This is a genomic window from Streptomyces sp. NPDC003327 (assembly GCF_053589515.1).
Genome location: NZ_JBSFSA010000015.1, coordinates 16,512 through 37,505, shown reverse-complemented (window position 1 = coordinate 37,505; position 20,994 = coordinate 16,512). Strand labels below are relative to the sequence as shown.

Annotated in this window: 18 protein-coding genes; 4 read left to right on the top strand and 14 right to left on the bottom strand. The window is 74.8% G+C overall.

Annotated features, from left to right (window positions below):
- Positions 1–42: 42 nt before the first annotated feature.
- Together ACWDVG_RS15490 and ACWDVG_RS15485 are read left to right on the top strand one after the other, a co-directional pair.
- Positions 43–2,865, top strand: coding sequence for a fumarate reductase/succinate dehydrogenase flavoprotein subunit (locus ACWDVG_RS15490; RefSeq protein ID WP_451699672.1), 2,823 nt, complete (start codon positions 43–45; stop codon positions 2,863–2,865).
- A gap of 145 nt (positions 2,866–3,010) precedes the next feature.
- Positions 3,011–3,544, top strand: coding sequence for an EF-hand domain-containing protein (locus ACWDVG_RS15485; protein ID WP_451699670.1), 534 nt, complete (start codon positions 3,011–3,013; stop codon positions 3,542–3,544).
- Positions 3,545–3,612: 68 nt separating this feature from the next.
- Here ACWDVG_RS15485 and ACWDVG_RS15480 read toward each other — a convergent pair whose 3' ends face one another.
- Genes ACWDVG_RS15480 through ACWDVG_RS15465 form a run of 4 tightly spaced genes read right to left on the bottom strand, consistent with a single transcriptional unit; the run spans position 3,613 to position 7,857 of the window.
- A complete protein-coding gene (locus ACWDVG_RS15480; protein ID WP_451699669.1) occupies positions 3,613–4,572 on the bottom strand; it encodes a class I SAM-dependent methyltransferase in 960 nt (319 codons plus the stop codon).
- Positions 4,569–5,684: an NAD(P)-dependent alcohol dehydrogenase gene (locus ACWDVG_RS15475; RefSeq protein ID WP_451699668.1), complete on the bottom strand. Its 1,116-nt coding sequence runs from the start codon at positions 5,682–5,684 to the stop codon at positions 4,569–4,571. Before ACWDVG_RS15475 ends, ACWDVG_RS15480 begins: the two co-directional genes overlap by 4 nt.
- On the bottom strand, positions 5,681–7,090 hold the full coding sequence (locus tag ACWDVG_RS15470; protein WP_451699667.1) for an aldehyde dehydrogenase family protein: 1,410 nt from the start codon (positions 7,088–7,090) through the stop codon (positions 5,681–5,683). Before ACWDVG_RS15470 ends, ACWDVG_RS15475 begins: the two co-directional genes overlap by 4 nt.
- 8 nt (positions 7,091–7,098) lie before the next feature.
- Positions 7,099–7,857 (bottom strand): (5-formylfuran-3-yl)methyl phosphate synthase, encoded by a 759-nt coding sequence (locus tag ACWDVG_RS15465; protein WP_451699746.1) that lies wholly within the window; start codon positions 7,855–7,857, stop codon positions 7,099–7,101.
- Between the two features lie 310 nt (positions 7,858–8,167).
- On the opposite strand from ACWDVG_RS15465, the gene ACWDVG_RS15460 reads away from it, so the two are divergent.
- Positions 8,168–9,931 carry an Imm49 family immunity protein gene (locus ACWDVG_RS15460; RefSeq protein ID WP_451699665.1) on the top strand — a complete coding sequence of 588 codons (1,764 nt, stop codon included), beginning with the start codon at positions 8,168–8,170 and terminating at the stop codon, positions 9,929–9,931.
- Between the two features lie 79 nt (positions 9,932–10,010).
- On the opposite strand, the gene ACWDVG_RS15455 is transcribed toward ACWDVG_RS15460, so the two are convergent.
- The 6 genes from ACWDVG_RS15455 to ACWDVG_RS15430 are packed head-to-tail and all read right to left on the bottom strand — an operon-like array spanning position 10,011 to position 15,431.
- Positions 10,011–11,249 carry a cytochrome P450 family protein gene (locus ACWDVG_RS15455; RefSeq protein ID WP_451699664.1) on the bottom strand — a complete coding sequence of 413 codons (1,239 nt, stop codon included), beginning with the start codon at positions 11,247–11,249 and terminating at the stop codon, positions 10,011–10,013.
- Positions 11,246–12,475 (bottom strand): cytochrome P450, encoded by a 1,230-nt coding sequence (locus ACWDVG_RS15450; RefSeq protein ID WP_451699662.1) that lies wholly within the window; start codon positions 12,473–12,475, stop codon positions 11,246–11,248. The genes ACWDVG_RS15455 and ACWDVG_RS15450 overlap by 4 nt, the downstream gene beginning before the upstream one ends.
- The gene (locus ACWDVG_RS15445; protein ID WP_451699661.1) at positions 12,472–13,101 is read right to left on the bottom strand and encodes a GTP-binding protein; all 630 of its coding nucleotides are present in this window, start codon (positions 13,099–13,101) and stop codon (positions 12,472–12,474) included. Before ACWDVG_RS15445 ends, ACWDVG_RS15450 begins: the two co-directional genes overlap by 4 nt.
- The gene (locus tag ACWDVG_RS15440) at positions 13,082–13,438 is read right to left on the bottom strand and encodes a DUF742 domain-containing protein (RefSeq protein ID WP_451699660.1); all 357 of its coding nucleotides are present in this window, start codon (positions 13,436–13,438) and stop codon (positions 13,082–13,084) included. The genes ACWDVG_RS15445 and ACWDVG_RS15440 overlap by 20 nt, the downstream gene beginning before the upstream one ends.
- Positions 13,435–13,836, bottom strand: a complete 402-nt coding sequence (locus ACWDVG_RS15435) for a roadblock/LC7 domain-containing protein (RefSeq protein WP_451699659.1) — start codon at positions 13,834–13,836, stop codon at positions 13,435–13,437. Before ACWDVG_RS15435 ends, ACWDVG_RS15440 begins: the two co-directional genes overlap by 4 nt.
- The gene (locus ACWDVG_RS15430) at positions 13,833–15,431 is read right to left on the bottom strand and encodes an ATP-binding protein (RefSeq protein WP_451699658.1); all 1,599 of its coding nucleotides are present in this window, start codon (positions 15,429–15,431) and stop codon (positions 13,833–13,835) included. The genes ACWDVG_RS15435 and ACWDVG_RS15430 overlap by 4 nt, the downstream gene beginning before the upstream one ends.
- 311 nt (positions 15,432–15,742) lie before the next feature.
- On the opposite strand from ACWDVG_RS15430, the gene ACWDVG_RS15425 reads away from it, so the two are divergent.
- Positions 15,743–17,662 (top strand): CASTOR/POLLUX-related putative ion channel, encoded by a 1,920-nt coding sequence (locus tag ACWDVG_RS15425; protein WP_451699657.1) that lies wholly within the window; start codon positions 15,743–15,745, stop codon positions 17,660–17,662.
- Between the two features lie 6 nt (positions 17,663–17,668).
- On the opposite strand, the gene ACWDVG_RS15420 is transcribed toward ACWDVG_RS15425, so the two are convergent.
- The 4 genes from ACWDVG_RS15420 to ACWDVG_RS15405 form a co-directional block, all read right to left on the bottom strand.
- The gene (locus ACWDVG_RS15420) at positions 17,669–18,538 is read right to left on the bottom strand and encodes a YhjD/YihY/BrkB family envelope integrity protein (RefSeq protein WP_451699656.1); all 870 of its coding nucleotides are present in this window, start codon (positions 18,536–18,538) and stop codon (positions 17,669–17,671) included.
- A gap of 125 nt (positions 18,539–18,663) precedes the next feature.
- Positions 18,664–19,260, bottom strand: coding sequence for a DUF2165 domain-containing protein (locus ACWDVG_RS15415; RefSeq protein WP_451699655.1), 597 nt, complete (start codon positions 19,258–19,260; stop codon positions 18,664–18,666).
- Between the two features lie 202 nt (positions 19,261–19,462).
- Entirely contained in the window at positions 19,463–19,693 is a 231-nt protein-coding gene (locus tag ACWDVG_RS15410) for a DUF6243 family protein (protein WP_451699654.1), read from the bottom strand.
- Positions 19,694–19,888: 195 nt separating this feature from the next.
- Entirely contained in the window at positions 19,889–20,941 is a 1,053-nt protein-coding gene (locus tag ACWDVG_RS15405; RefSeq protein WP_451699653.1) for a PucR family transcriptional regulator, read from the bottom strand.
- Positions 20,942–20,994 lie beyond the last annotated feature (53 nt).

Below are 20,994 nucleotides of genomic sequence, written 5' to 3'. Positions count from 1 at the left end.
ACTCCTGATCCCCATTCCCCTCCCGATCCCGATTCCCTCCCGATGTCGGAGCGGCATCCGAAAGGCACCTCCGTGGACACGCTCGTGGACACCCCCCTGCCCGTCCCCGCGCTCGCCGACGCGACCGAACTGTCCTGCGACGTCCTGGTCATCGGCGGCGGGACCGCGGGCACCATGGCCGCGCTCACCGCCGCCGGACGCGGCGCGTCCGTGCTGCTCCTCGAAAAGGCGCACGTCCGCCACTCCGGCGCCCTCGCCATGGGCATGGACGGGGTCAACAACGCGATCATCCCGGGCCGGGCGGAACCCGACGACTACGTCGCCGAGATCACCCGAGCCAACGACGGCGTCGTCGACCAGTCCACCGTCCGGCAGACCGCGACCCGCGGCTTCGGCATGGTCCAGCGCCTGGAGTCGTACGGCGTGAAGTTCGAGAAGGACGAGCACGGCGACTACGCGGTCCGCCAGGTGCACCGCTCCGGCTCGTACGTGCTGCCGATGCCGGAGGGCAAGGACGTCAAGAAGGTGCTCTACCGGCAGCTGCGGCGGCGGGAGATGCGCGAGCGGATCCGGATCGAGAACCGGGTCATGCCGGTCCGGGTGCTCACCCACCCGGACGACGGGCGGGCGATCGGCGCGGCGGGGTTCCACACGCGCACGGGCGACTTCGTGATCGTCCGGGCGGGCGCGGTGATCCTGGCGACCGGTGCGTGCGGCCGGCTCGGCCTGCCCGCCTCGGGCTATCTGTACGGCACCTACGAGAACCCGACCAACGCCGGCGACGGCTACGCCATGGCCTACCACGCGGGGGCCGCGCTCACCGGGATCGAGTGCTTCCAGATCAACCCGCTCATCAAGGACTACAACGGGCCGGCGTGCGCGTACGTCGCCAACCCGTTCGGCGGGTACCAGGTGAACCGGCACGGCGAGCGCTTCGTGGAGTCGGACTACTGGTCGGGCCAGATGATGTCCGAGTTCGCGGCCGAACTCGCCTCCGACCGGGGGCCGGTGTACCTCAAGCTCAGCCATCTGCCCGAGGAGACCGTCGGCGCCGTCGAGTCGATCCTGCACACGACGGAACGGCCCACCCGCGGCACGTTCCACGCGAACCGCGGCCACGACTACCGCACGCACGACATCGAGATGCACATCTCGGAGATCGGGCTCTGCGGCGGACACTCCGCCTCGGGGGTACGCGTGGACGCCCACGCCCGTACGACGGTACCCCGGCTGTACGCGGCCGGCGACCTCGCCTGCGTACCGCACAACTACATGATCGGGGCCTTCGTCTTCGGCGACCTGGCCGGCGAGGACGCGGCGCGGTACCGCGCGTTCGAGGGCGAGCTGCCCGCCGACCAACTGGCCGCCGCCCACGAACTCGTCTACCGGCCGCTGCGCCACCCCGAAGGACCGCCGCAGCCACAGGTCGAGTACAAGCTGCGGCGCTTCGTCAACGACTACGTCGCACCGCCCAAGACGGGGGCGAAACTGTCCCTGGCGGTCGAGGCGTTCACCCGGATGTCCCGGGAGATCGAGGGCATGGGCGCGCGCACGCCGCACGAACTGATGCGGTGCGCCGAGGTGTCGTTCATCAGGGACTGCGCGGAGATGGCGGCCCGGGCCTCCCTGGCGAGAACCGAGTCGCGCTGGGGGCTGTACCACGAGCGCCTGGACCACCCCGGCCGGGACGACGCGGGCTGGCTGCACCACCTCGACCTGCGCAAGTCCGCCGCGGGGACGATGGAGTTCACGGCGCGGCCGGTCGAGCCGTACGTGGTGCCGGTCCCGGAGTACGCGCCGGTGCCCGGACCCGAGCGCCCACTGGGCGAGGTCGCCCTGGTGCCGGTCGCCACGGCCGGGCCGAGGGAAGCCGCCCCCGCCGCCCGCCCGGCCGCGCCGGTCGCCGCGCCGGTCGCCGCACCGGCAGCGGGCCCTTCGCCGACCGCGGTGGGGAACGACGCCGAGACGGCGCTCACGCCGGCCCCGCTGCTCCGCCTGCTCTCCCTCGCCGAGGAGTCCGCCGAGCTGGAGACGTTCCTGCCGTACCTCGCGGACGCCGATCCGGCCGTACGGGCGGCGGCGGTGTCCGCCCTCGGCGAGACGGCGCCGGCCGGCGCCGGCCCCGCCCTCGCCGCTCGTCTGCTCGACACCGCACCCGCCGTCCGGTCCGCCGCCGCGTCGGTGCTGCGAGAGCTGGTCGAAGTGCTGCCCGCCGAGCCGGAGTTGGGCGCGGGCCTCAGGACCGCGGCGGCCGCCGCCGACCCCGCCGTCACCGACCCGACCGTCCGAGCGGCGGCGCTCGACGTGTTGCGCGCCCTGCGGCTGGGCGATGCCGCGGACTACGCGGCCGCGCTGGCCGACGACGACATCGAGGTGCGTCTCACCGCCGTCCGGGGCCTGGTCTCCGTGGACGCGGTCGACGAACTGGCGGTGGCCGCCGGCGACCCGGCCCGCGAGGTGCGGGTCACGGTGGCCCGCGGACTCGCGGCCGTGCACGCCCCGGCCCCCGCGCCGCTCGACCGGCTGCTGACCGACCCGGACCCGCTCGTCAGGGGCGCCGCGTTCGGCGCGCTGGCCTCGACCGGGTGCCCGCCGCCGTACGCGGCGCGGGCCGCGGCCGCCCTGGCCGATCCGGCCTGGCAGGTCAGGGCGGGCGCCGCGAGCGCCCTGCGGGCGGCTCCGGTCACCGAGGCCGTCACGGCCCTCGCCCGCGCCCTGGCCGACCCGAACGCGGACGTCCGCAAGGCCGCCGTCCTCTCGCTCCTGGAGCACCGCGCCGCCCCCGAGGCCCGGACCGCCCTCGCCGCCGCCACGCGCGACCCGGATGCCGACGTCCGCGCCTACGCCTCCCGCGCCACCGCGTGACGCCCCGGGCCGCCGCTCGTCCCCTCACTCCTTCCGGTTACGGCGACCGCCTCACCGTCACGGCTTCCGGTCCGGCGCGGTTACGTGGAAGAACGCATTGAGCCCCGGCCCGGCACCGTCGGGCCGCACGAGACAGGTGACGCACATGCGCAACGAGGCCGCCCAGCGGGTCGAGCTGGTCTTCTCCCTCTTCGACGTCAACGGCAACGGAGTCATCGACTCCGGTGACTTCGATCTGATGACGGAACGCGTGCTGAAGGCGGCGGTCGCGTCGGACGACGACGCCAAGGAGGCCATCCGGGCGGCGTTCCGCCGCTACTGGACGACGCTGGCCACCGAGCTGGACGCCAACGGCGACGGCGTGATCACCGTCGAGGAGTTCCGCCCCTTCGTGCTCGACCCCGAGCGCTTCGGTCCCACCGTCACCGAGTTCGCCCGGGCGCTCTCCGCGCTCGGGGACCCGGACGGGGACGGTCTGATCGAGCGCCCGCTCTTCATGTCGCTGATGACGGCGATCGGCTTCGAGGAGGCGAACATCGACGCGCTGTTCGACGCCTTCGGCCCGGACGCCGACGACCGCATCACCGTGGCCACGTGGGCCGCCGGCATCGAGGACTACTACGCACCGGACCTGGCCGGGATCCCCGGTGACCGGCTGGTGGGCGCAGCGGCCGTCTGACCCGGTCCGCTCGCGAGCGTCCCGGGGCGGCACCGGCCGTCCCGGGCGCTCCGCCGGCCCGGCGGACGTCACGCCCCGGGCTTGTGGGCGAAGACCCACCGGTTCCCCTCCAGGGCGTCGTTCGGCTCGGGCAGGGGGCCCCGTCCGTGCCGGCGGGTGAAGTCGAAGGGCGTGCGCATCGACGTGGACCAGCCCCTGGCCGTCAGGCGGCCCGCCGTGTCGGGGCGCGGTCCCGGGTCGAAGAGGCCGAGCAGGTCGATGCCGATCTGCCGGCGCGTCGCCGTGTAGATGGCGCTGTCGCGGTAGGCCAGCAGGTCCTTCTCCAGCTTGGCCTCGAACGCCAGGGCGCTGCCCCCGGTGGTCAGCCGGTCCACCGTGTCGACGAGGTACGTCTCGGTGGGCCCCGGCAGGTAGAACAGCAGTCCCTCGGCCAGCCAGACGCTCGGTGCGGCCGGGTCGAACCCGGCCGCGGTCAGCGCGGTGGCCCAGTCCTCGCGCAGGTCGAGCGGTACGGGGACGCGCTTCGCCCGCGGGGCGGCCGACAGTTCCGTGAGGACCCGCTGTTTGAAGGCAAGCACGCCCGCCCGGTCGATCTCGAAAACGACGCAGTCGGACGGCAGGTCCAGCCGGAGGGCGCGGGTGTCCAGCCCCGCGCCGAGCAGGACCAGCTGGCGGGCGCCGCCGTGGACCGACTCGAGGACGAAGTCGTCGAGGACCCGGGTCCGCAACCCGAAGTAGCGGGCGAACCTGCCCCACAGCGGGTTGTCGTCCCCGTCGGGCACCTGTCCGATGCGTACCGGCCACTCCGCACACGCAGGAGCGGCCCGCACGAAGTGCTCGGCGTACACGTCCCGGGCCAGGCTGTCGGGGCGGTGGGTCTCGATCGCCCGGGCCGCGGCCACCAGGAGGGCGGTCAGCCCCACGCCTCCTTCCACGCCCCCGGCGTCGGTCCGCCGGGGCGTCGGGGCGGCCGCGGGGCCTCCGGTGACGGGACGGGGGAGGTCATCGGTGGTGGGGCTCTCGCTCATCGGTCTCTCCTCTCCGGGAGCAGGACGGGTTTGACCACGCGGCCGGCGTCGCAGTCGCGTTCGGCCTCGTTGATGTCGGCCAGCGGGTAGGTGCGGATCAGCTGGTCGAAGGGGAAGCGGCCGGCCTGCCACAGGCCGGTCAGCCGCGGTATCAGCAGTGCGGGTACCGCGTCGCCCTCGCAGATGTGGCGCAGGCACCGGCCGCGGTCGAGCGTTCCCGGTTCGAGTGGCAGCGGGGTGTGGAGGCGGGCGACGAGACCGAGGGTGCCGGTGGGTCGCAGCGCTCGGAGCGCGTCGTTGACGAGCGGTGCCGAGGCCGTGGTGTCGAGGGCGTACTGGACACCACCGTCGGTGAGTCGGCGGAGCCGCTCGGGCAGTCCGCGCGATCCGGCGGGCAGCGGTGTCGCGCCGAACCGTTCCGCCAGGGCGAGCCGCACGGGATGGCGGTCGACGGCCACGGTCCGTACGCCCGCGGCGGTGGCCGCCATCACCGCGGCCAGGCCCACCGCTCCGGCGCCGAGGACCGCGAGGGTGTCGCCGGGCCCTGCGGAGAACGTGTTGAGGACGGCTCCGGCACCGGTGAGGAAGCCGCAGCCGAGGGGTCCGAGCAGTTCGAGGGGCAGGGCGGGGTCGACCCGGACGGCGTTGCGGGCGGGGACGAGCGCGTAGGCGGCGAAGGAGGACTGGCCGAACCACCGGGGGGCCAGCGCCTTTCCGGTCGCGTCGGTGAGTCGCGGTGGTTCCTGCTCGCGTCCGCCGAAGAGGTTGAGGGAGGCGAAGGAGTCGCAGTAGGCGGGGGCGGCGGCGCGGCAGTTCCGGCAGTGGCCGCAGGAGTCGAAGCTCAGCACGACGTGGTCGCCGACGCCGAGTGCTGCGCCGGGGCCGCCGCCGGCGCCCGTCCGCACGACGACCCCGGCGCCCTCGTGGCCGAGGACCGCCGGGAGCGGGCTGCGGCCGGCCGATCGTCGTACCGCGAGGTCGGTACGGCACAGGCCGGTTCCCGCGATCTCGACCAGGATCTCGCCGGGGCCGGGCTCGGTCAGGGCGACCTCCTCGATCGTGAAGGGGTCCTCGTAGGAGCGGAGGACGGCTGCCCGGAACCTCGTGGTCACGCTCCCTCCTCGTGCGGGCGGTGGACGACGAACGGGCGGAGGTTGCCGTAGAGGCCCCACGGTCCGCCGGCGACGCCGACGCCGCTGTCCTTGACGCCCGCGAAGGGCTGGGCGAGGGAGAGCTCGGCGTGGTGGTTGATCCAGGCCGTGCCGCATTCGAGCCGGTCGGCCACCGCCTCGGCCCGGTCGAGGTCGGTGCCCCAGACGGAGCCGCCGAGGCCGAAGCCGGTGCCGTTGGCCGCGTCGATGGCCTGGTCGAGGTCGCGGTACGGGAGGACCGGCAGGACCGGTCCGAACTGTTCCTCGGTCACCACCGGGCTGTCGGGCGGGACGTCGGTGAGGATCGTGGGAGCGAAGAAGTATCCCGCTCCGTCGAGCCGGTGCCCACCGGCCGCGGCCCGGGCACCGTCCGCCAGGGCCCGCCGCGTCACCTGCTCGACCCGGGCGAGCTGGGCGGCGTTGTTGACCGGGCCGATCCGGGTCTTCGGTTCGAGTCCGGCTCCGACGGGGACGGTCGTCGCCCGCTGGGCGAGGGCTTCGACGACCTCGGCGTGGAGCCGGGCGGGGACGTAGACGCGTTTGACCGCCATGCAGATCTGCCCGCAGTTGCGGAACGCGGCCCAGAACAGCCGGTCCGCGATCCGGTCCACGTCGACGTCGTCCAGGAGGACGGCGGCGTCGTTGCCGCCCAGCTCCAGCGTGACCCGGGCGAGCGAGGCCGCCGCTGCCCCGGCGACGGCCCGGCCGGTGGGCACGGAGCCGGTGAAGGTGACGTGGCGGATGCCCGGGTGGGCGGCGAGCCGGGCACCGAGGGGTTCACGGCCGGTGACGACGGTCAGGACGTCGTCGGGCAGGACGGCGGCCAGGACGGAGCCGAGCAGCCGGGTGGCGAGCGGGGTGTGGGGGGACGGTTTGAGGATCACGGTGTTGCCGGCCGCCAGCGCCGGGGCGAACTTCGCCGCCGCGAGCTGGAGCGGGAAGTTCCACGGCACGATCGCGGCCACGGGCCCGACGGGCCGCCAGCGGACCTCGCTGTGGACGGGTCGGCCGTCGTCGATCCGGCGGGTCCTGGGGGCCAGGCCGGCGAAGTAGCGCAGCCGGGCCGCCGTACGGGCGACCTCGGCGTACGACTCGGCCAGGGGCTTGCCCTGTTCCCGGGTGAGCAGCCGGGCGAGGCCGTCCCCGGCCGCTTCCACGGCGTCGGCGGCGGCGTACAGCGCGGTGGTGCGGGCGGCGGGGTCGGCGCGCCAGGCGTGCCAGGCGCGCCGGGCGCGGGCGACCGCCTCGTCCAGCTCGTGCGGCTTCTGGTCGGGGGCCTCGTCGAAGGCCTCCCCGGTGGCCGGGTCGACGACGGGGAGGCGTCCGGCGCGGCGCTCTGCGGCGTGACCGGTTTCCGGTGTGGGCATCCCGGTGGTCAGCTCACGGTCCGCGCGGCGCCGACGGCGTGCTCCCGGGCCTGCCGGTCCATCTCCGCCCGGAAGGCGGCCACCAGATGCGGCTGGATCCTCCCGGTGTTGCGGTCGCCGCCGGCGCAGACCGCTCCCCGTACGCCCACGATGTCCGTACCGATGCGGGTCAGCGGGCCGAGGTCGGCCAGCTTGACGCTGCCCGCGAGGGCCGCGAGCAGGCCGGACGCGTGGGCGCGGCGGACGAACTCGGCGCAGGCGTCGGGCGGGACGTGGTCGAAGAGCCGCGTGCCGTCCTTGACGGCGGTGTCCAGCATGGCCGCGTCGGCACCGGCGCGGGCGGCGATGTCGGGCAGGGCGAGCGGGTTGACGCAGCCGACGCGGTGGGCGTCGGCGTAGCCGGAGGCGACGACGAGCGCCTCCGGACGGTGGTCCTTGACCGCGCGGACGACCGCCCTCATCACCTCGACGCCCTGCTCGGGGGTCGTGCAGCCGTACAGGCCGACCTTGATGTACGTGGCACCGGAGACGACCGCGCCGAGCGCGGCCTGCGCGACCGTACCGGGCTTGTACGGTACGTCCCCGACGGTGGCGGACACGGGCTTGTCCGCGGGCACGGCGTCGCGGATCTCCCGGATGACCCAGGGGAAGTTGGCGCCCAGCGAGCCCTCGTCGGGCTTCTTGACGTCGACGATGTCGAGGTGTTCCGCGGCCTTCGCGCAGTCGAGGGCTTCCTCGACACCGTCCGGGGAGATGAGAAGCAACACCATGAGCTCCTTCCGCCGCGTTCCCGCCTGGCCGAGGACAGGGGGTGCGGGTCACCTGGTTCGCCTGCGGTGCGCTCATCCTTTCCGTCGCCGCGCGAGCACCGGTAGGGCGCACGCAGCTCGCCGGGGGGTGCGCGAGGACCACGGGCGGGGCGCGGCGCGCACCGCCGTGCACCCGCGTCTGCCTGTGCGCGCCCCACGGTGTCGACCGCGCGGAGGCTCGTACGTGTGCTCGCGGCGACGGGGAGGCCCGGGCGCTGTCAGATGCGGGGTTTAGGCTCGCGCCAGGACTTGATCAAGGAGCGGGGCAGTGCGAATAGAGCGTCACCAGGTGGGCGGAGCGGCCGTGCGAGCGGCGCGCGAGGACTTCACGAACCGCGTGGGAGGCCACGTCCGGTCCATGTCGCGGGCCGGGCGGATGGCCACCTACGAGTGGCGGGCGATCGCCGAGGAGTTCCTCGACTACCTGGGGGCGCTGTCCGTCGAGACGCCCGACCTCGACACCGCGGAGGCCAAGGCCGTTCTCAAGGACGCCTCCGAGGCGGCGGCCGGCGCCGTCGCCTATGCCGCCTACCACCCGCACTGCAGCTTCCACGTCTTCCTGGACTACGTGAACTTCGGCATGAGCTACGAGCCGGGCGAGGACGCCCCCGCCGAGAGCGTCACGCCCGGGGAGTGGATCGACGCGCTCTGCCTGGCCGTTCTCAGGGACAGGGCCTCGTGGCACGGCGAGGCCTTCCACTTCGCCCGGCAGAAGTTCGCCGAGCGGGCGAAGGGCACGCCCGCGGGGGAACTCGCCACGGGGCTGACGGCGGTGGCCCTGAACGACACCGGCGACGACGCGGAGTACCCGCCGAGCGCGCGGGCCAGGCTCGCCGCCGTGGACGCGGCCCTGGACCGCGTCCGTGTCCGCGCCGAGGAGACCGGCGAGCCGCTGCTGGACCGGCCGGACAGCGCGGCACTGCGCACGCTGCGCGCCTTGGCCGCCGAGGACCGGGAGGCCTTCGACGAGGCGCTGGCCGCGCTCCTGGTCGGGCACAGCACCCGGCACGGTTCCTCGGCCTCCCCCGGCAGCCTCCTCCCGCTCGTCGCCATCGCCCTCGCCGCCCTCGCCCACCGGGCCCATGGCTGGGCGCCCGCCGTCTCCACCGACTACCTCCCGCACGCCCTGGTCACCGGCTTCGAGAGCCGCGGCCCCCGGGTCGGGGGGTTCGGCCGGGACCGGCGGCCCGACGCGGTCGCCGCGCTCGCCGCCGGTCCGCTGGTGGTCGAGCGGCCGGGGCTCGACTGGACGGTGAGCCCGCAGCTGGAGGCCAGGTACGAGGAGCGCGTCCGGGAGGCGTTCGACCCCGCGGCGGGGGGACCCCTCGCGGTCGGGCGGCTCGCCGGCGTCATGGACGATCAGGAGCGCCTCTTCAAGTGGCGTGCGGGAAGCCCGGAGGAGGGCGTGGACGCCCAGCTCGCGTCCCTCCGGCTGGCTTCCGGGGCGGGGTCGGCCCTCTTCCGGATCGCGCTGGCGGAGCCGGGCACCGAGGTCGAGGTGACCGTCGACGGCCGGCGGTTGCGGTACGCGGTCGAGAGCGGAAACAGAGCCGGCGCCGGCGCCTGGCAGAAGGCCACGGCCTTCGCGCTCATCACCGGTGCGCGCGAGGACCTCGCCCCGTTGGTCCTCACCGGCCCCGCCTTCGCCGGGCCGGACGGCTCCGCGTTCAACGCGTACCGCGAGGCGCTGCACGCCTACCTGACGGGCACCGATCCGGAACAGGCCGCGCGGCGGGCCCTGGACCGGGGCGAGCAGGCCAGGGACTGGGGCTTCGCCATGCCGCCGGCGGTGCTGCTGTCGCAGCTCGTGGACGGTGACGAGGAGGGCTTCAACCTGGCCCTGGCCGACGCGCTCGAAGCCCACCGCGATCATTACCAGGTCGCCGACCGCGCCGACGCTCCGGACGCCGCCGTGAACCTGGACGTCCTCGCCCTGGCCTGCCACGCCCGACGCCGCGGCTGGACCGTCCGCGTCCAGTCGCCCTACCTTCCGCGGTACGTCCTGGAGGCCGCCGAGCCCTTCGCCGTGTGACGGTTCGCCGTGGAACCGCCCCCTGACGACGCGGTGGCCCGCTCCCCCTCGGGGAGCGGGCCACCGGTTGTTCGGGGCGTCAGCCGAGGAGGACCGGAAGGTCGAACAGGTCGTTCTGGGTGACGACCGGCTTGTTCCTCAGCTCCTCGCGCGGCACGGCGAGCCGCAGCTCGGGGAAACGGGCGTACAGGGCGGGGAGCGCCACCGACGCCTCCAGGCGGGAGAGCGCCGCGCCCGGGCAGACGTGCGGTCCGTGGCCGAAGGCGATGTGCCGGATCGACGCGCGGGTGACGTCGAAGTCGCCCGCCGTCGGGCCGTGCTGGAGCTCGTCCCGGCCGATCGCGCCGTGCGAGACGATCAACGCCTCGCCCTTCGGCAGGACCCGGTCGCCGACCTGGATGTCCTCGCGCGCGAAGCGGACGAGGACGTGCGAGGTGGGCGTCGACCAGCGCAGGGTCTCCTCGATCACGTTCTCCCACGGCACCTCGCCCTTGAGGACGAGGGCACGCTGCTCGGGGTGGGTCTCCAGGGCGACCACGGCGTTCACGATGAGGCTGATGGTCGTCTCGTGCCCGGCGGCCACCATGAGCTGGAGGGTGTTGGTGATCTCCTCCGTGGTGAGCCGGTCGCCGTCCTCCGAGGCCTCGATGAGGGCGCTGGTCAGGTCGTCACCGGGCGACTCCTTCTTGCCCGCCACGATGCCGGCGAAGAGCGCGCCGAGGTCCGCCATCATCTGCGGGACCTCCTCCGGCGGCGTCTGCGTCGAGAAGAACTTGTCGAACAGCGCCTTCATCCGCGGGTGGTCCGCCGCGTCCACGCCCATCAGCTCGCCGACCACGCTCATCGGCAGCGGGTAGGCGAACTCCGCCTTCAGGTCGACCGGTTCGCCGGCCGGAAGCTCCGCGAGCCGGTCGAGCAGCCGTGTCGTCAGCGCCTCGATGCCGGCCCGCAGCCGCTCCACACGGCGCGCGGTGAGCGCCTGGGCGACGAGCGTGCGCAGTCGGCGGTGCTCCTCGCCGTCGACCGTCAGCATCGACCTGCCGGGGTTGGCGAGGCCGATCAGGGGCCAGTCGAGCGGTATCTCGCCGCGCCGCCAGGCGCCCCACTGCTCGATGTCCTTGACGAGCCGGGCGTCGGTGAGGAGGGCCCGCGCCTCGGCGTGCCGGGTGACGGCGTAGCAGGGTACGCCGCCGGGGAGGACCACGCGGGCCAGCGGCCCGGCCTCGCGCAGCCGGGCGCTCTCGCCGTCGAGGTCCGTGACGAACGGGTCGAGGACGACGGGCTCGCCGCCCGCGGTGTGGTCGATGGGGCAGGTCATGCGGTCCCTCCAAGGGCCGGGGTCGGGGTGTACGTCACCGGCAGCGCGGTGAGGCCGCGCAGCCAGGGGGAGGGGCGACGTGTCAGTGAGGTCTCGGGGACGGCGAGGTCGACGTCCGGCAGCCGGTCGAGCAGCACCTCGATGCCGGTCCTGGCGACGGTCTCGGCGACCTCCTGCGCGGGGAACGGGCAGCGGTGCTCGCCGTGGCCGAAGGAGAGGTGCGCGTTGTTGCCGCCGGTGAGGGCTCCGGTGTCGGCCCGGACGTGCGGGTCGGCGTTGGCGGCGGCGAGTCCGAGCAGCACCAGGTCGCCGCGGCCGAGGGACCGGCCGCCGAGGGTGGTGTCGCGCGAGGTCCAGCGGCCGGCGACGTTCTGCGTGGGCGTGTCCTCCCACAGCACCTCGTTCATCGCCTCGCCGACGCTGTGCCGGCCGCCGGAGAGCGAGGCGGCGAAGCGGTCGTCGGTCAGCATCAGGCGCAGCGAGTTGCCGATCCAGTCGGCGGTCGGCTGGTGGCCGGCGGCCATCATCACCATGAGGTCCTGGGCGACCTCCTCGACGGTGAACCCGGCGGTGTTGCCGAGCATCCGCGAGGCGACGTCGTCCCCGGGCGTCTCCGCCTTGGCGGCGAGCAGCGCCCCCATCGACTCGGCGAGGTGCCGCTGTCCGGCGAGCGCGCCGGGACCGCCGTTGATCATGTCGTTCATGGCGGTCACGAGGGCCGGGCCCTGCTCGTCGGCGAAGCCGTAGACGCTGGCGAGCACCCGGACCGGCAGCAGCATGGCGTACTCGGCGATGATGTCGCACCCGCCCTTGCCGCACAGCCCGTCGATGAGCTCGTCGGCGAACCGCTCGGCGCGCCGCCGCAGTTCGAAGGGGTCGACGGATTCGAGGGCGGAGGAGATCACCTCGGCCCGCTCGCGGTGGCGCTCGCCGACCGTGTACAGGATCGACGGCTGCTTGCGGCCGATCATCGGCAGCAGCGGCCAGTCGGCGGGGACGGCGTCCCACTGGTTCCACAGGTCGGAGTCGCGCGAGAAGAGCACCGGGTCGCTGGTGACCTGGTGGAGTTCGCGGTAGCCGAGGACCAGCCAGGCGGGTATGCCGCCGTCGAGGACGACGGGGGCGACGGCCCCGTGCTCGCGTCGGATGCGCCGGTACAGCTCGACCGGGTCGGTGTGGAAGCCGGGGCCGCTCAGCGGGACCGGCGCGGGCTCGGCAGGGTTCACGGGGCGGCCTCCGGGACGGGCCGCGGACCGCGCTCGGGGTCGGTGGCCACGACGTGCTTCAGGTGTTCGACGAGGGTGATGAGGACGTGCTTGCTGGACTCCCGGGACCGGGCGTCGCAGAAGACGAGCGGGACCTCCGCGGGGAGGTCGAGGGCCTCGCGGATCTCGGCGGCGGTGTGCGCGGGCCCGCCGAAGTCGTTGCAGGCCACGACGAACGGGGTGCCGTGGTGCTCCAGCCGGTCCACGGCGTACCAGGAGTCCGCGATCCGGCGGGTGTCGACGAGGACGACCGCGCCGAGGGTCCCGGAGAACAGCCGGTCCCACAGGAACCAGAACCGCTCCTGGCCGGGTGCGCCGAAGAGGTAGAGCACGTTGTGCGCGTCGAGCGAGATCCGGCCGAAGTCGAAGGCGACGGTGGTCGCCGTCTTGGCGGCGACGCCCCCGGTGTCGTCGATGCCCTCGCCCGCCTGCGACATGGTCTCCTCGGTGTTCAGCGGGCGGATCTCGCTGACCGAGCGGACCAGGGTGGTCTTGCCGACTCCGAAGCCCCCGACGACGACGATCTTCAGTCCGTTGTCGGCGGTGCTGCTGAGGGCCGGGCGCTGCTCAGAGATTGCGGAGTCCAACGAGCACCTGCTCCAGGATGTCGTGATCGGGAAGGCGGTACGAGGTGGGGCGCGGGTGCCGCGCGCTGATCCGGCCGGTGTCGTGCAGGTCGGCCAGGAGGATCTTGGTGATGGACACGGGGAGTCCGAGCCCGGCTGCGACCTCCACCACGGCGGTGGGGAAGCGGCACATGCGCAGGATGGCGGCGTGCTCGGACTGCATGCCGGGGACCGGGTCGTTCTCGGCGACCACGAGCGTCACCACGTCGAAGGCGGTGGACCCGGTACGGCTGCGGCCGCCGGTCACCGTGTAGAGGCGGTCGGGGGAGTCGTCGCGGCCCGGCCTGAGGCGGCTCATCCCCGCGGCCTCGCGACGAGGTGCTCGCCCAGCTGCTCGACCAGTTCCGTCATGTTGTGCCCGACGAGTCCCGCGTCGGCGTCCTCGTCGGCGACGAGCGCGAGGTGGGCGCCCTCGCCGGCCTCGACGATGAAGAGGATGCCGCCGTAGAACTCGGCCATCGCGGAGCGGACCCCGCCGGTGCCGTCGCCGAACTCCACGGAGGCTCCGTGGGACAGGCTCTGGATGCCCGCGGCGATGGCGGCGAGCTGGTCGGCCTGGTCGACGGAGAGCGCGGAGGTGCGGCAGAGCTTGAGGCCGTCCCGGGAGAGCACCAGGGCGTGCCGGGTGCCCGGGGTGCGTTCCAGCAGGCCCTCCAGGAGCCAGCTGAGCTTGTCGTCGGTGGTCGTGCCGGTCATCGCGGATTGCCTTCCGGGTGGGGGTCGTTCGAGGACGGCGTGGTCGGTTCCGCCGCGGGGGTGGTGGGGCCGGGGGCGGCGGTGCCGCGGGTCTCGGTGGTGCCGGGGGCCTCGGTGGTGCCGGGGGCCTCGGCGGTGCCGGGGGTCTCGGCGGGCCTGGCCTCGGTGCCGCGGAGGGCGCTCTGGAAGCCGCCGAAGCGGGCGCGGGTCGCCTCGCCCGTGCGGGGCGTGTTCTTGCGCGCCGCGGGATCGGCCGGGGCCCGGCCGCCCTTCTCGTGCGCGGCGAGGGTCCGGCCGCGCCGCCTGCGCGGCAGCAGGGGCCCGGAGGCCGCGTCCTCCGCGGGGGGCTCGGGCGCGGTCTCGTGGGAGGTCTCCGGCTCGGCCGCCGGTACGGCGCGGGGCGCGCTGGTCCGGGCGGGCACCGCGCGTACGGCGGAGGCCGGCGCGGCCGCGGTCGTCTCGGGGCCCCGGGCGACGAGTTCCTGGGGGATCATCAGGACGACTCCGGTGCCGCCGCGCGCGGAGGGCCGGAAGGAGACGGACAGGTTGTGCTTGCGGGCCAGCCGGCCGACCACGTGGAGTCCGAGGCGGGTGCCGGAGAGGCCGGCCAGGTCCTGGGTGGCCGCGTCCACGGCGGCCTCGGCGCGCCGCAGCTGGACGTCGCTCATGGTCAGACCGCTGTCCTCGACGGTGATGACGACGCCCGCGGGGACCTCCTCCACGTAGACGTGGACCTCCGCGCTGGGCGGGGAGAAGTTGGCGGCGTTGTCGAGGAGTTCGGCCAGGGCGTGCATGACGCCCTCGGCGGCGTGGCCGGCGACGGCCGCCTCGCTGGTGGAGTGCAGGCGGACCCGCTGGTAGCCGGCGATGCGGCCCATGGCGCCGCGCAGGATCGACTCCATGACGATGGGCCGGGCCCAGCGGCGGCCGGAGCGGGCGCCGGTGAGGACGGCGACGGAGTCGGCGAGCCGGCCGGCCTGGGCGGTGCGGTGGTCGAGGTGGAGGAGGTCGGCGAGCACGTCCTCGTCCGCGTGCCGGTGCTCCATCTCCCGCAGGTCGGCCATCATGCTGGTCGCCAGGGCCTGCATCCGGCCGGCGGTGTTGGCGGCGGCGGCGAGGGCGGCGGAGCGGGCGGACTCGGCGGTGCGCAGCCGCTGTTCGAGCTCGGCGACGACGGCCGCGTGTGCGGCGGTGAGCCGCTCGGTCTCGGCCCGCTGGGCCCGGACCAGTTCGTCGGTGCGGGCCGCGTGCGCGGCGGCCTCGGCGGCCGCTTGGGCCTCGTGACGCTGCTTCAGGGCCGCGGCCTCGCGCTCGGCGGCGGCCTGGCGCTGCACGGCGTAGGTGTCCTGGGAGGCGACCTGGGCGGCCAGCTGTTCGGCCCGCCTGGCGAGGCCGCGGGCGGTGCGGGCGTACCAGGTGACGGCGAAGGCGGCGGCCGCGAGGAGCAGCACCCCGCAGACCGTGAACCAGGCGAGGGGAGCGCGGACTTCCGCCGGCGCGGCGCTGGTCGCGGCGGCGACGAGCGCACCACCCGTGGCGACGGTCAGCACGGAGGTGATCAGGGCGGGGCGGAACGGGGTGGGCGACGCCGACATCTACCGGACTCTCGTGAGGCAGGCACAGGGAGGTTCGGAACGACCGCACTATAGAGGCGTTCTTGATCGATCTGGAACTCACTCCGATCGGATTGATGTCCGGAGCGATACAAAACCTTCCAAATGACGGCACCGGTCCTGGCCTCGCCGAGGTGCGCCGGCGTCGCCCGGAGGGGCTCGCCCGCGCGTACGCCCCCGACGCCGCGCGCCGGGTGAACGGCTCGAACGCGTGCCTCCCGCGCGCCTGCACGAAAGGATGAACACCGGGCATCGGCGGCGTTTCGCACCGGGGCCACCGTCACTCTGCTTCCGTGCCCAAGGAGCGCGAGTCCACGGTCCCCTCCCAGCGGACGCCCCGGCGGGCCCCGCCCACCCCGGCCGTCCGGCCGTCCGGACCACCGGCCGCGGGCCCGGCGGCCCGGCCCGGCGTGCGGGCCCGCGCGCGGTACTGGGTCGACCGCACCGTCGTGCGCGGGGTGACGGCCCTCGTGGCCTGGCTGGCCCTGGCCTGCCTGGGGCTGGTGGCCCCCGTCAGCGCCCTGCTCGTCTGGACCGACAGCAAGGCCCCGGACACCCTCCAGGGCAAGGCCGCCACCGTCTGGCGGACGGTCGGCCAGACCCTCCGGCTCGGCGGTGAGGTCGGCCCGCCGCTGCGGGTCGCCCTGACCGTCTTCCTGGCCCTGGTCTCCCTCCTGTACGTCTCCTTCCTGGTCGGGATCGTCACCACCGCCCTCACGGACCGGCTCGCCGAACTGGAGCGCGGTCAGACCACGGTCGTCGAGCGCGGCCACACCCTGGTCCTCGGCTGGTCCGAGCAGACCCCCACGGTCGTCGCGGAACTCCTCGCCGCCCATGCCCAGCGGGGGCGCGGCGCCGTGGTGGTCCTCGCCGACCGCGACAAGGCGGAGATGGAGCGGGAGACGCGTGACGTGCTGCCGTCCCGTGCACGGGCGCGGCCGCTGTTCCGCCGGGGCCGTCCCGCCGACCCGGCCGCGCTGGCCCGGGTCAGCCCCGCCGCCGCACGGGCGGTGGTCGTCGTCCCGCCGGACGCCCCCGACGCCGACGCCCGGGTCGTCAGGACCCTCCTCGCGCTCCGGGCGGCCGTCGGTGAGGGCTGCCCCGTCCCGGTCGTGGCGGCGGTCCGCGACGGCGTCCACCTCCCGGACGCCCGTCTGGCCGGCGGGCCCGGCGCGACGGTCCTGGACGTCGACGACCTCGCGGCCCGGCTGCTCGTCCAGTGCGTCCTCGAGCCCGGTCTCGCGCCCGTCCTGGAGGACCTGCTCGACTTCGCGGGCGCCGAACTCCACACCCTCCGCCCGCCCGGCCTCCCCGGCCGCCGCTACGGCGAGCTGTCGGCCGCCTGCCCCGACGCCTGCGCGGTCGGCATCGTCCGGGCGGACGGCACCCCGCACCTCAACCCGCCCCCGCAGACCGTCCTCACCCCCGGTGACGGCCTCCTCGTCCTGGCCGAGGACCACCGGGCGACCGTCCTCCCGGCCGCCCCCCGGACCCCCGCGGCCGCCCTGCCCGCCCGGCCCCCGGCGCCGTCCGCCGCGCGCCGGGTCCTCGTCCTGGGCTGGAACCGGCGGGGCGAGCGCCTGACGGAGGGCCTGGCGGCGGCCGGGGTCACCGCGGTGCGGGCCGACGCGGACCATCGGCCGACGGAAGCGGAGCCGTACGACCGGCGGCCTGCGGAAGCGGAGCCGTACGACCAGGTGCCCCCGGTGGCGGAGACGTACGACCAGGTGCTCGTCCTCGCCGGTCCGGACGGCGACGGTCCCTGCGACGCCGACCACCGCACCCTGGTCGCCCTCCTCCGCCTCCGGGCCCGGGAGCGGGAGTCGGGCCGGGCCGTGCCCACGGTCGCCGAGCTCACCGACGCCCGCAACCGCCCCCTCGCCCCGGCGGGACCCCGCACCGACCTCGTGGTCACCGGTCGGCTGACCGCCCTCCTGATGGCCCAGGTGGCCCAGAACCCGCATCTCACGGCCGCCTTCGAGGCCCTCTTCGCACCCACCGGCGACGGCGTCCGCCTCCGCCCCGCGACCGACTTCGTCGCGCCCGGCACCGAGGCGCCCTTCGCGGCCCTCGTGACGGCCGCCGCCCGCCACGGTGTCGCGGCGATCGGCTACCGCCCCCGCACCTCCCGAACGCCCCGCCTCAACCCCCCGAAGACCGAGACACGACGCTGGACGACGGGAGACGTCCTGATCGTCGTCGGCCCCGCGTGAATCCCGTCACGGGCGCGGCAGGGGGCCGGGGGCCGGTCCGGTGCCGTCAGGGTCGGTTCCGAGGTAGCGGCTGAGCGGGGGCTCCCGCGCCAGGACGGCGCCGATGGTGAACGCGAACGTGACCGCGGCGCACACGACGATCAGCCACGACAGCATCGTCAGGACCAGGCCCAGGGAGCCGTACTCCGCCAAGGCCCTGTTGAGCGCGCCCGGCAGGTAGAGCCGTGCCGTCAGCGCGAGGGCGCTCGTGGCCGCGGCGCCCAGCACGGCGCCGGGCAGGAGGGGCAGCCACCGGACCCGGTTGACGAGCAGGAGGTGCTGGGTCCACAGCCACACTCCCGTGCTCACGAGGAAGAACAGCGGGACGCCGAGCCACGCCCCGGCACCGAAGCCGTCCCGGATGGGAGCCTGGAGCAGCACCACCAGGAGCAGGGCGAGCAGCCACACCGCCCACCGCCAGGCCGCGACCCGCGTCCCGGCCCTGGGCAGGCCCCACGCGCGTTCGCACACCCTCGCCATGGCCCGGCTGAAGCTGGTGGCCGACACCAGCGCCACGACCGCGCCGACGATTCCGGTGGTCTCCCGCAGCCCGTCGGCGGCGGCCCCGTCGAGCACCTGTTGCAGCTCGTCCTCCGACCGGCCCGTCAGCCCGAACATGGCGCGGAGGGACTCCCCCAGCTGCTCGCGCACGCCGAGCGGGGCGAAGGCCGCCACGGCGAACAGGAGGGGGACGGCGGCCAGGAACGCCTGAGCGGCGAGCCGGGTGCCCGCGTCGAGGAGGTTCCCGCTGACCAGTCTGCTCGTCAGCTCCGAGAGGACGGGGAAGCGGCGCTCGGCTTCGCTCCGCATGTTCCGCAGCCGGGTCGCCCACGACATTGCCGCCTCCTGACGCCGCCCGACCGCTTCCCATTGGACGCGCCCGCGTCCCGGGCGGCGAGTTCCTCCGGGCCGTTCGGGGGACGTGCTCCTCGCCGCGCCGGCACCCCTCGGCGCGCGGCGCGTCAGGTCCGTTCGGCGGCGGCCCGGCGAACTCCGGGCAGGTGCACCACGAGGAGCGTGAAGCCCGCCAGGGCGACGTAGCGGGCGGCGGCGTCCAGGCCGTTCCAGTCGGACGACTGCCACATGGCGAACCACTCGCCGCCGATCGCGAGGAAGCCCATGCCGAAGAGCAGCAGCACCATCACCAGGCCGACCGTGCTCGCCGCGCGGGCCCGTTCGTAGGCGTCGCGGCGCAGTCCCGTGACCCAGAGCCAGGTGGCGGCGAGGAGGACCGCCGCGGTCAGCGTCTCCCAGACGATGACCGCGACGTAGGCGGCGTTCTGGAGGGCGCGGGACTCGACCGCGCGCCACATCAGGTCGGGGTCCCTGAACGTGGTGTCCATGCTCAGGACGTGCTGGACGAACTGCTGGTTGGTACCGAAGTCGGTGATGTTCCCGAAGGCGACCAGCGTCATGCAGAGCGCGACGGTCGCCGTCAGCGCGGCCGCCGCGACGGGCGGCGCGCCCAGCCGGAGGAGCCGGTTCCGCTGGGCCACCTGGGCCCTCCCCGGGGAGCGGGCGTCGGAGTCGGTGCCGGTCGGCCGGTGGTCCTGTGCCATGGACGTGTCCTCCCTCGTCGTCCCGCGGCCGCTCCGACCGCGGGTCGTACCCGTCCTTCCCCCGCGCACGGCCTTCCAGCCGTCCTGTCGCGGCCTGACCTTCGCGACGGGGCGGAGCAGGCGGTGAAGACAGCGGGGCACGGACCGCGGGTCGCGGTCCGTGCCCCTGTGCCGTGCGGTGCCGCCCCGTGGCGGCGGTGCGTCAGCTCCGTGCGGTGTCGGCGCCCGACTGCGGTGCGTCCGTCCGGTCCGCGCCCTCGGCCCCGCCCGTCTTCTCGCGCATCTTGCGCACCAGCTCCGCCTTCTTCTCGGCCGCGCTCTGGCGGTCGGCGTTGCGGTGCGGGCCGTTGTTCTGGCGTTCGGCGCGGGAAAGCCGCTTGCGCTGGCCGCCGCCCTGGCCCACGGGGTTGTTGATGTTCTTGCTGTCGGTCACGGGTTCTCCCGTTGCTGTGAGGTGATCCACGGATTCGTCGGTGGGGGACGGGCGGCGACGTCGAAGCACGTCAGCGGGGCCCGTCACGCTCTCACTCGTACATCGGAGTCGGGAAGAACATGACAGGGACGTTACCTTGCCCCCTCGGCCCGGGGACACCGGATTCCCCGCCGCCCCGGCCGCCGGAGCGACTGCTCAGAGCTCCTTCGCGGGCCAGTCGAGGAGACGGGCGCCGATCACGGCGGTCTGGAGGGTGTAGCGGCTCGCCGGATCGGCGGGGTCGGCGCCGGTAAGGCGGTGGATGCGGTCGAGGCGGTACGTGACGGCCCGCACGGACAGGTCGAGGTGGCGGGCGGCCTGGGTGGTGACGCAGCCGGAGTCGAAGAAGGCGGTCAGCGTGTCGAGGAGCGGTCGCGCGCCGCCCCGCGCCGAGGTCAGGGGGCCGAGGACGCTGCGGACGAGGTCCTCCATCGCCTGCCGGTCCCGGGTGAGGACCGGATAGACGAGGAGGTCCGCCGCGTGCAGGACCGGCGCGTCGAGATCGAGGCGGTCGGCGAGGTCGAGGGCGCCGAGGGCCTCCTCGTACGAGTGGACGACACCGCGCGGGCCGGGCTGGGGCCGGCCGATGGCCGCCTGGCCGCCGCCCGTGGCGGCGAACGCCTGCTTGGCGAAGTACGTCAGGACGTCGGCCTGGTCGCCGGGGGCGACGCACACGATCCGGCCGCCCTTGGTGGTGAGCAGGATGTGCCGGTCGCCGAACCTGCCGATCAGGGCCCGTTCCACCCGCTGCGGGACGGCGTCCGCCTCGCCGTACGACTGCGGGCCGCGGGCGACGGCGACCGCGTGGGCACCGGAGAGGCGCAGGCCGAACCGTTCGGCCCGCTCGGCTATCCGCCCGAGGTCGCTGCGGCCGTAGAGCAGATCGTCGATGAACTCCCGCCGCTCCGCCTCCTCCTGGCGCACGGCGAGGCGCTGGGCGCGCTCGAAGCCGCCGGCGAAGGCGTCGACGGACTGCTCGACGGCGGTGAGGAGATCGAGGGTCGTCCGCCGGGAGAGCGGCTGCTCGGGCCAGGCGGCCCGGACCGCCGCCAGATGGTGTCCGATCAGCTCGCGCAGGGCGAGCCCCTCGCGCGCCGCGCGCTCGCCGGTCTCCCGGCGCCGCTCCAACTCCTCACGGCCGAGCCGCCGTCCGGTCGCCGCCACGTCCGCGAGCAGCGGCCCGTACTCCTCCACGTACCCGTCCCTCATCCCGCCCCCATGTCCCGTCCGCGCGTCCCCGGCATCAAGAACGCGTAAAGATT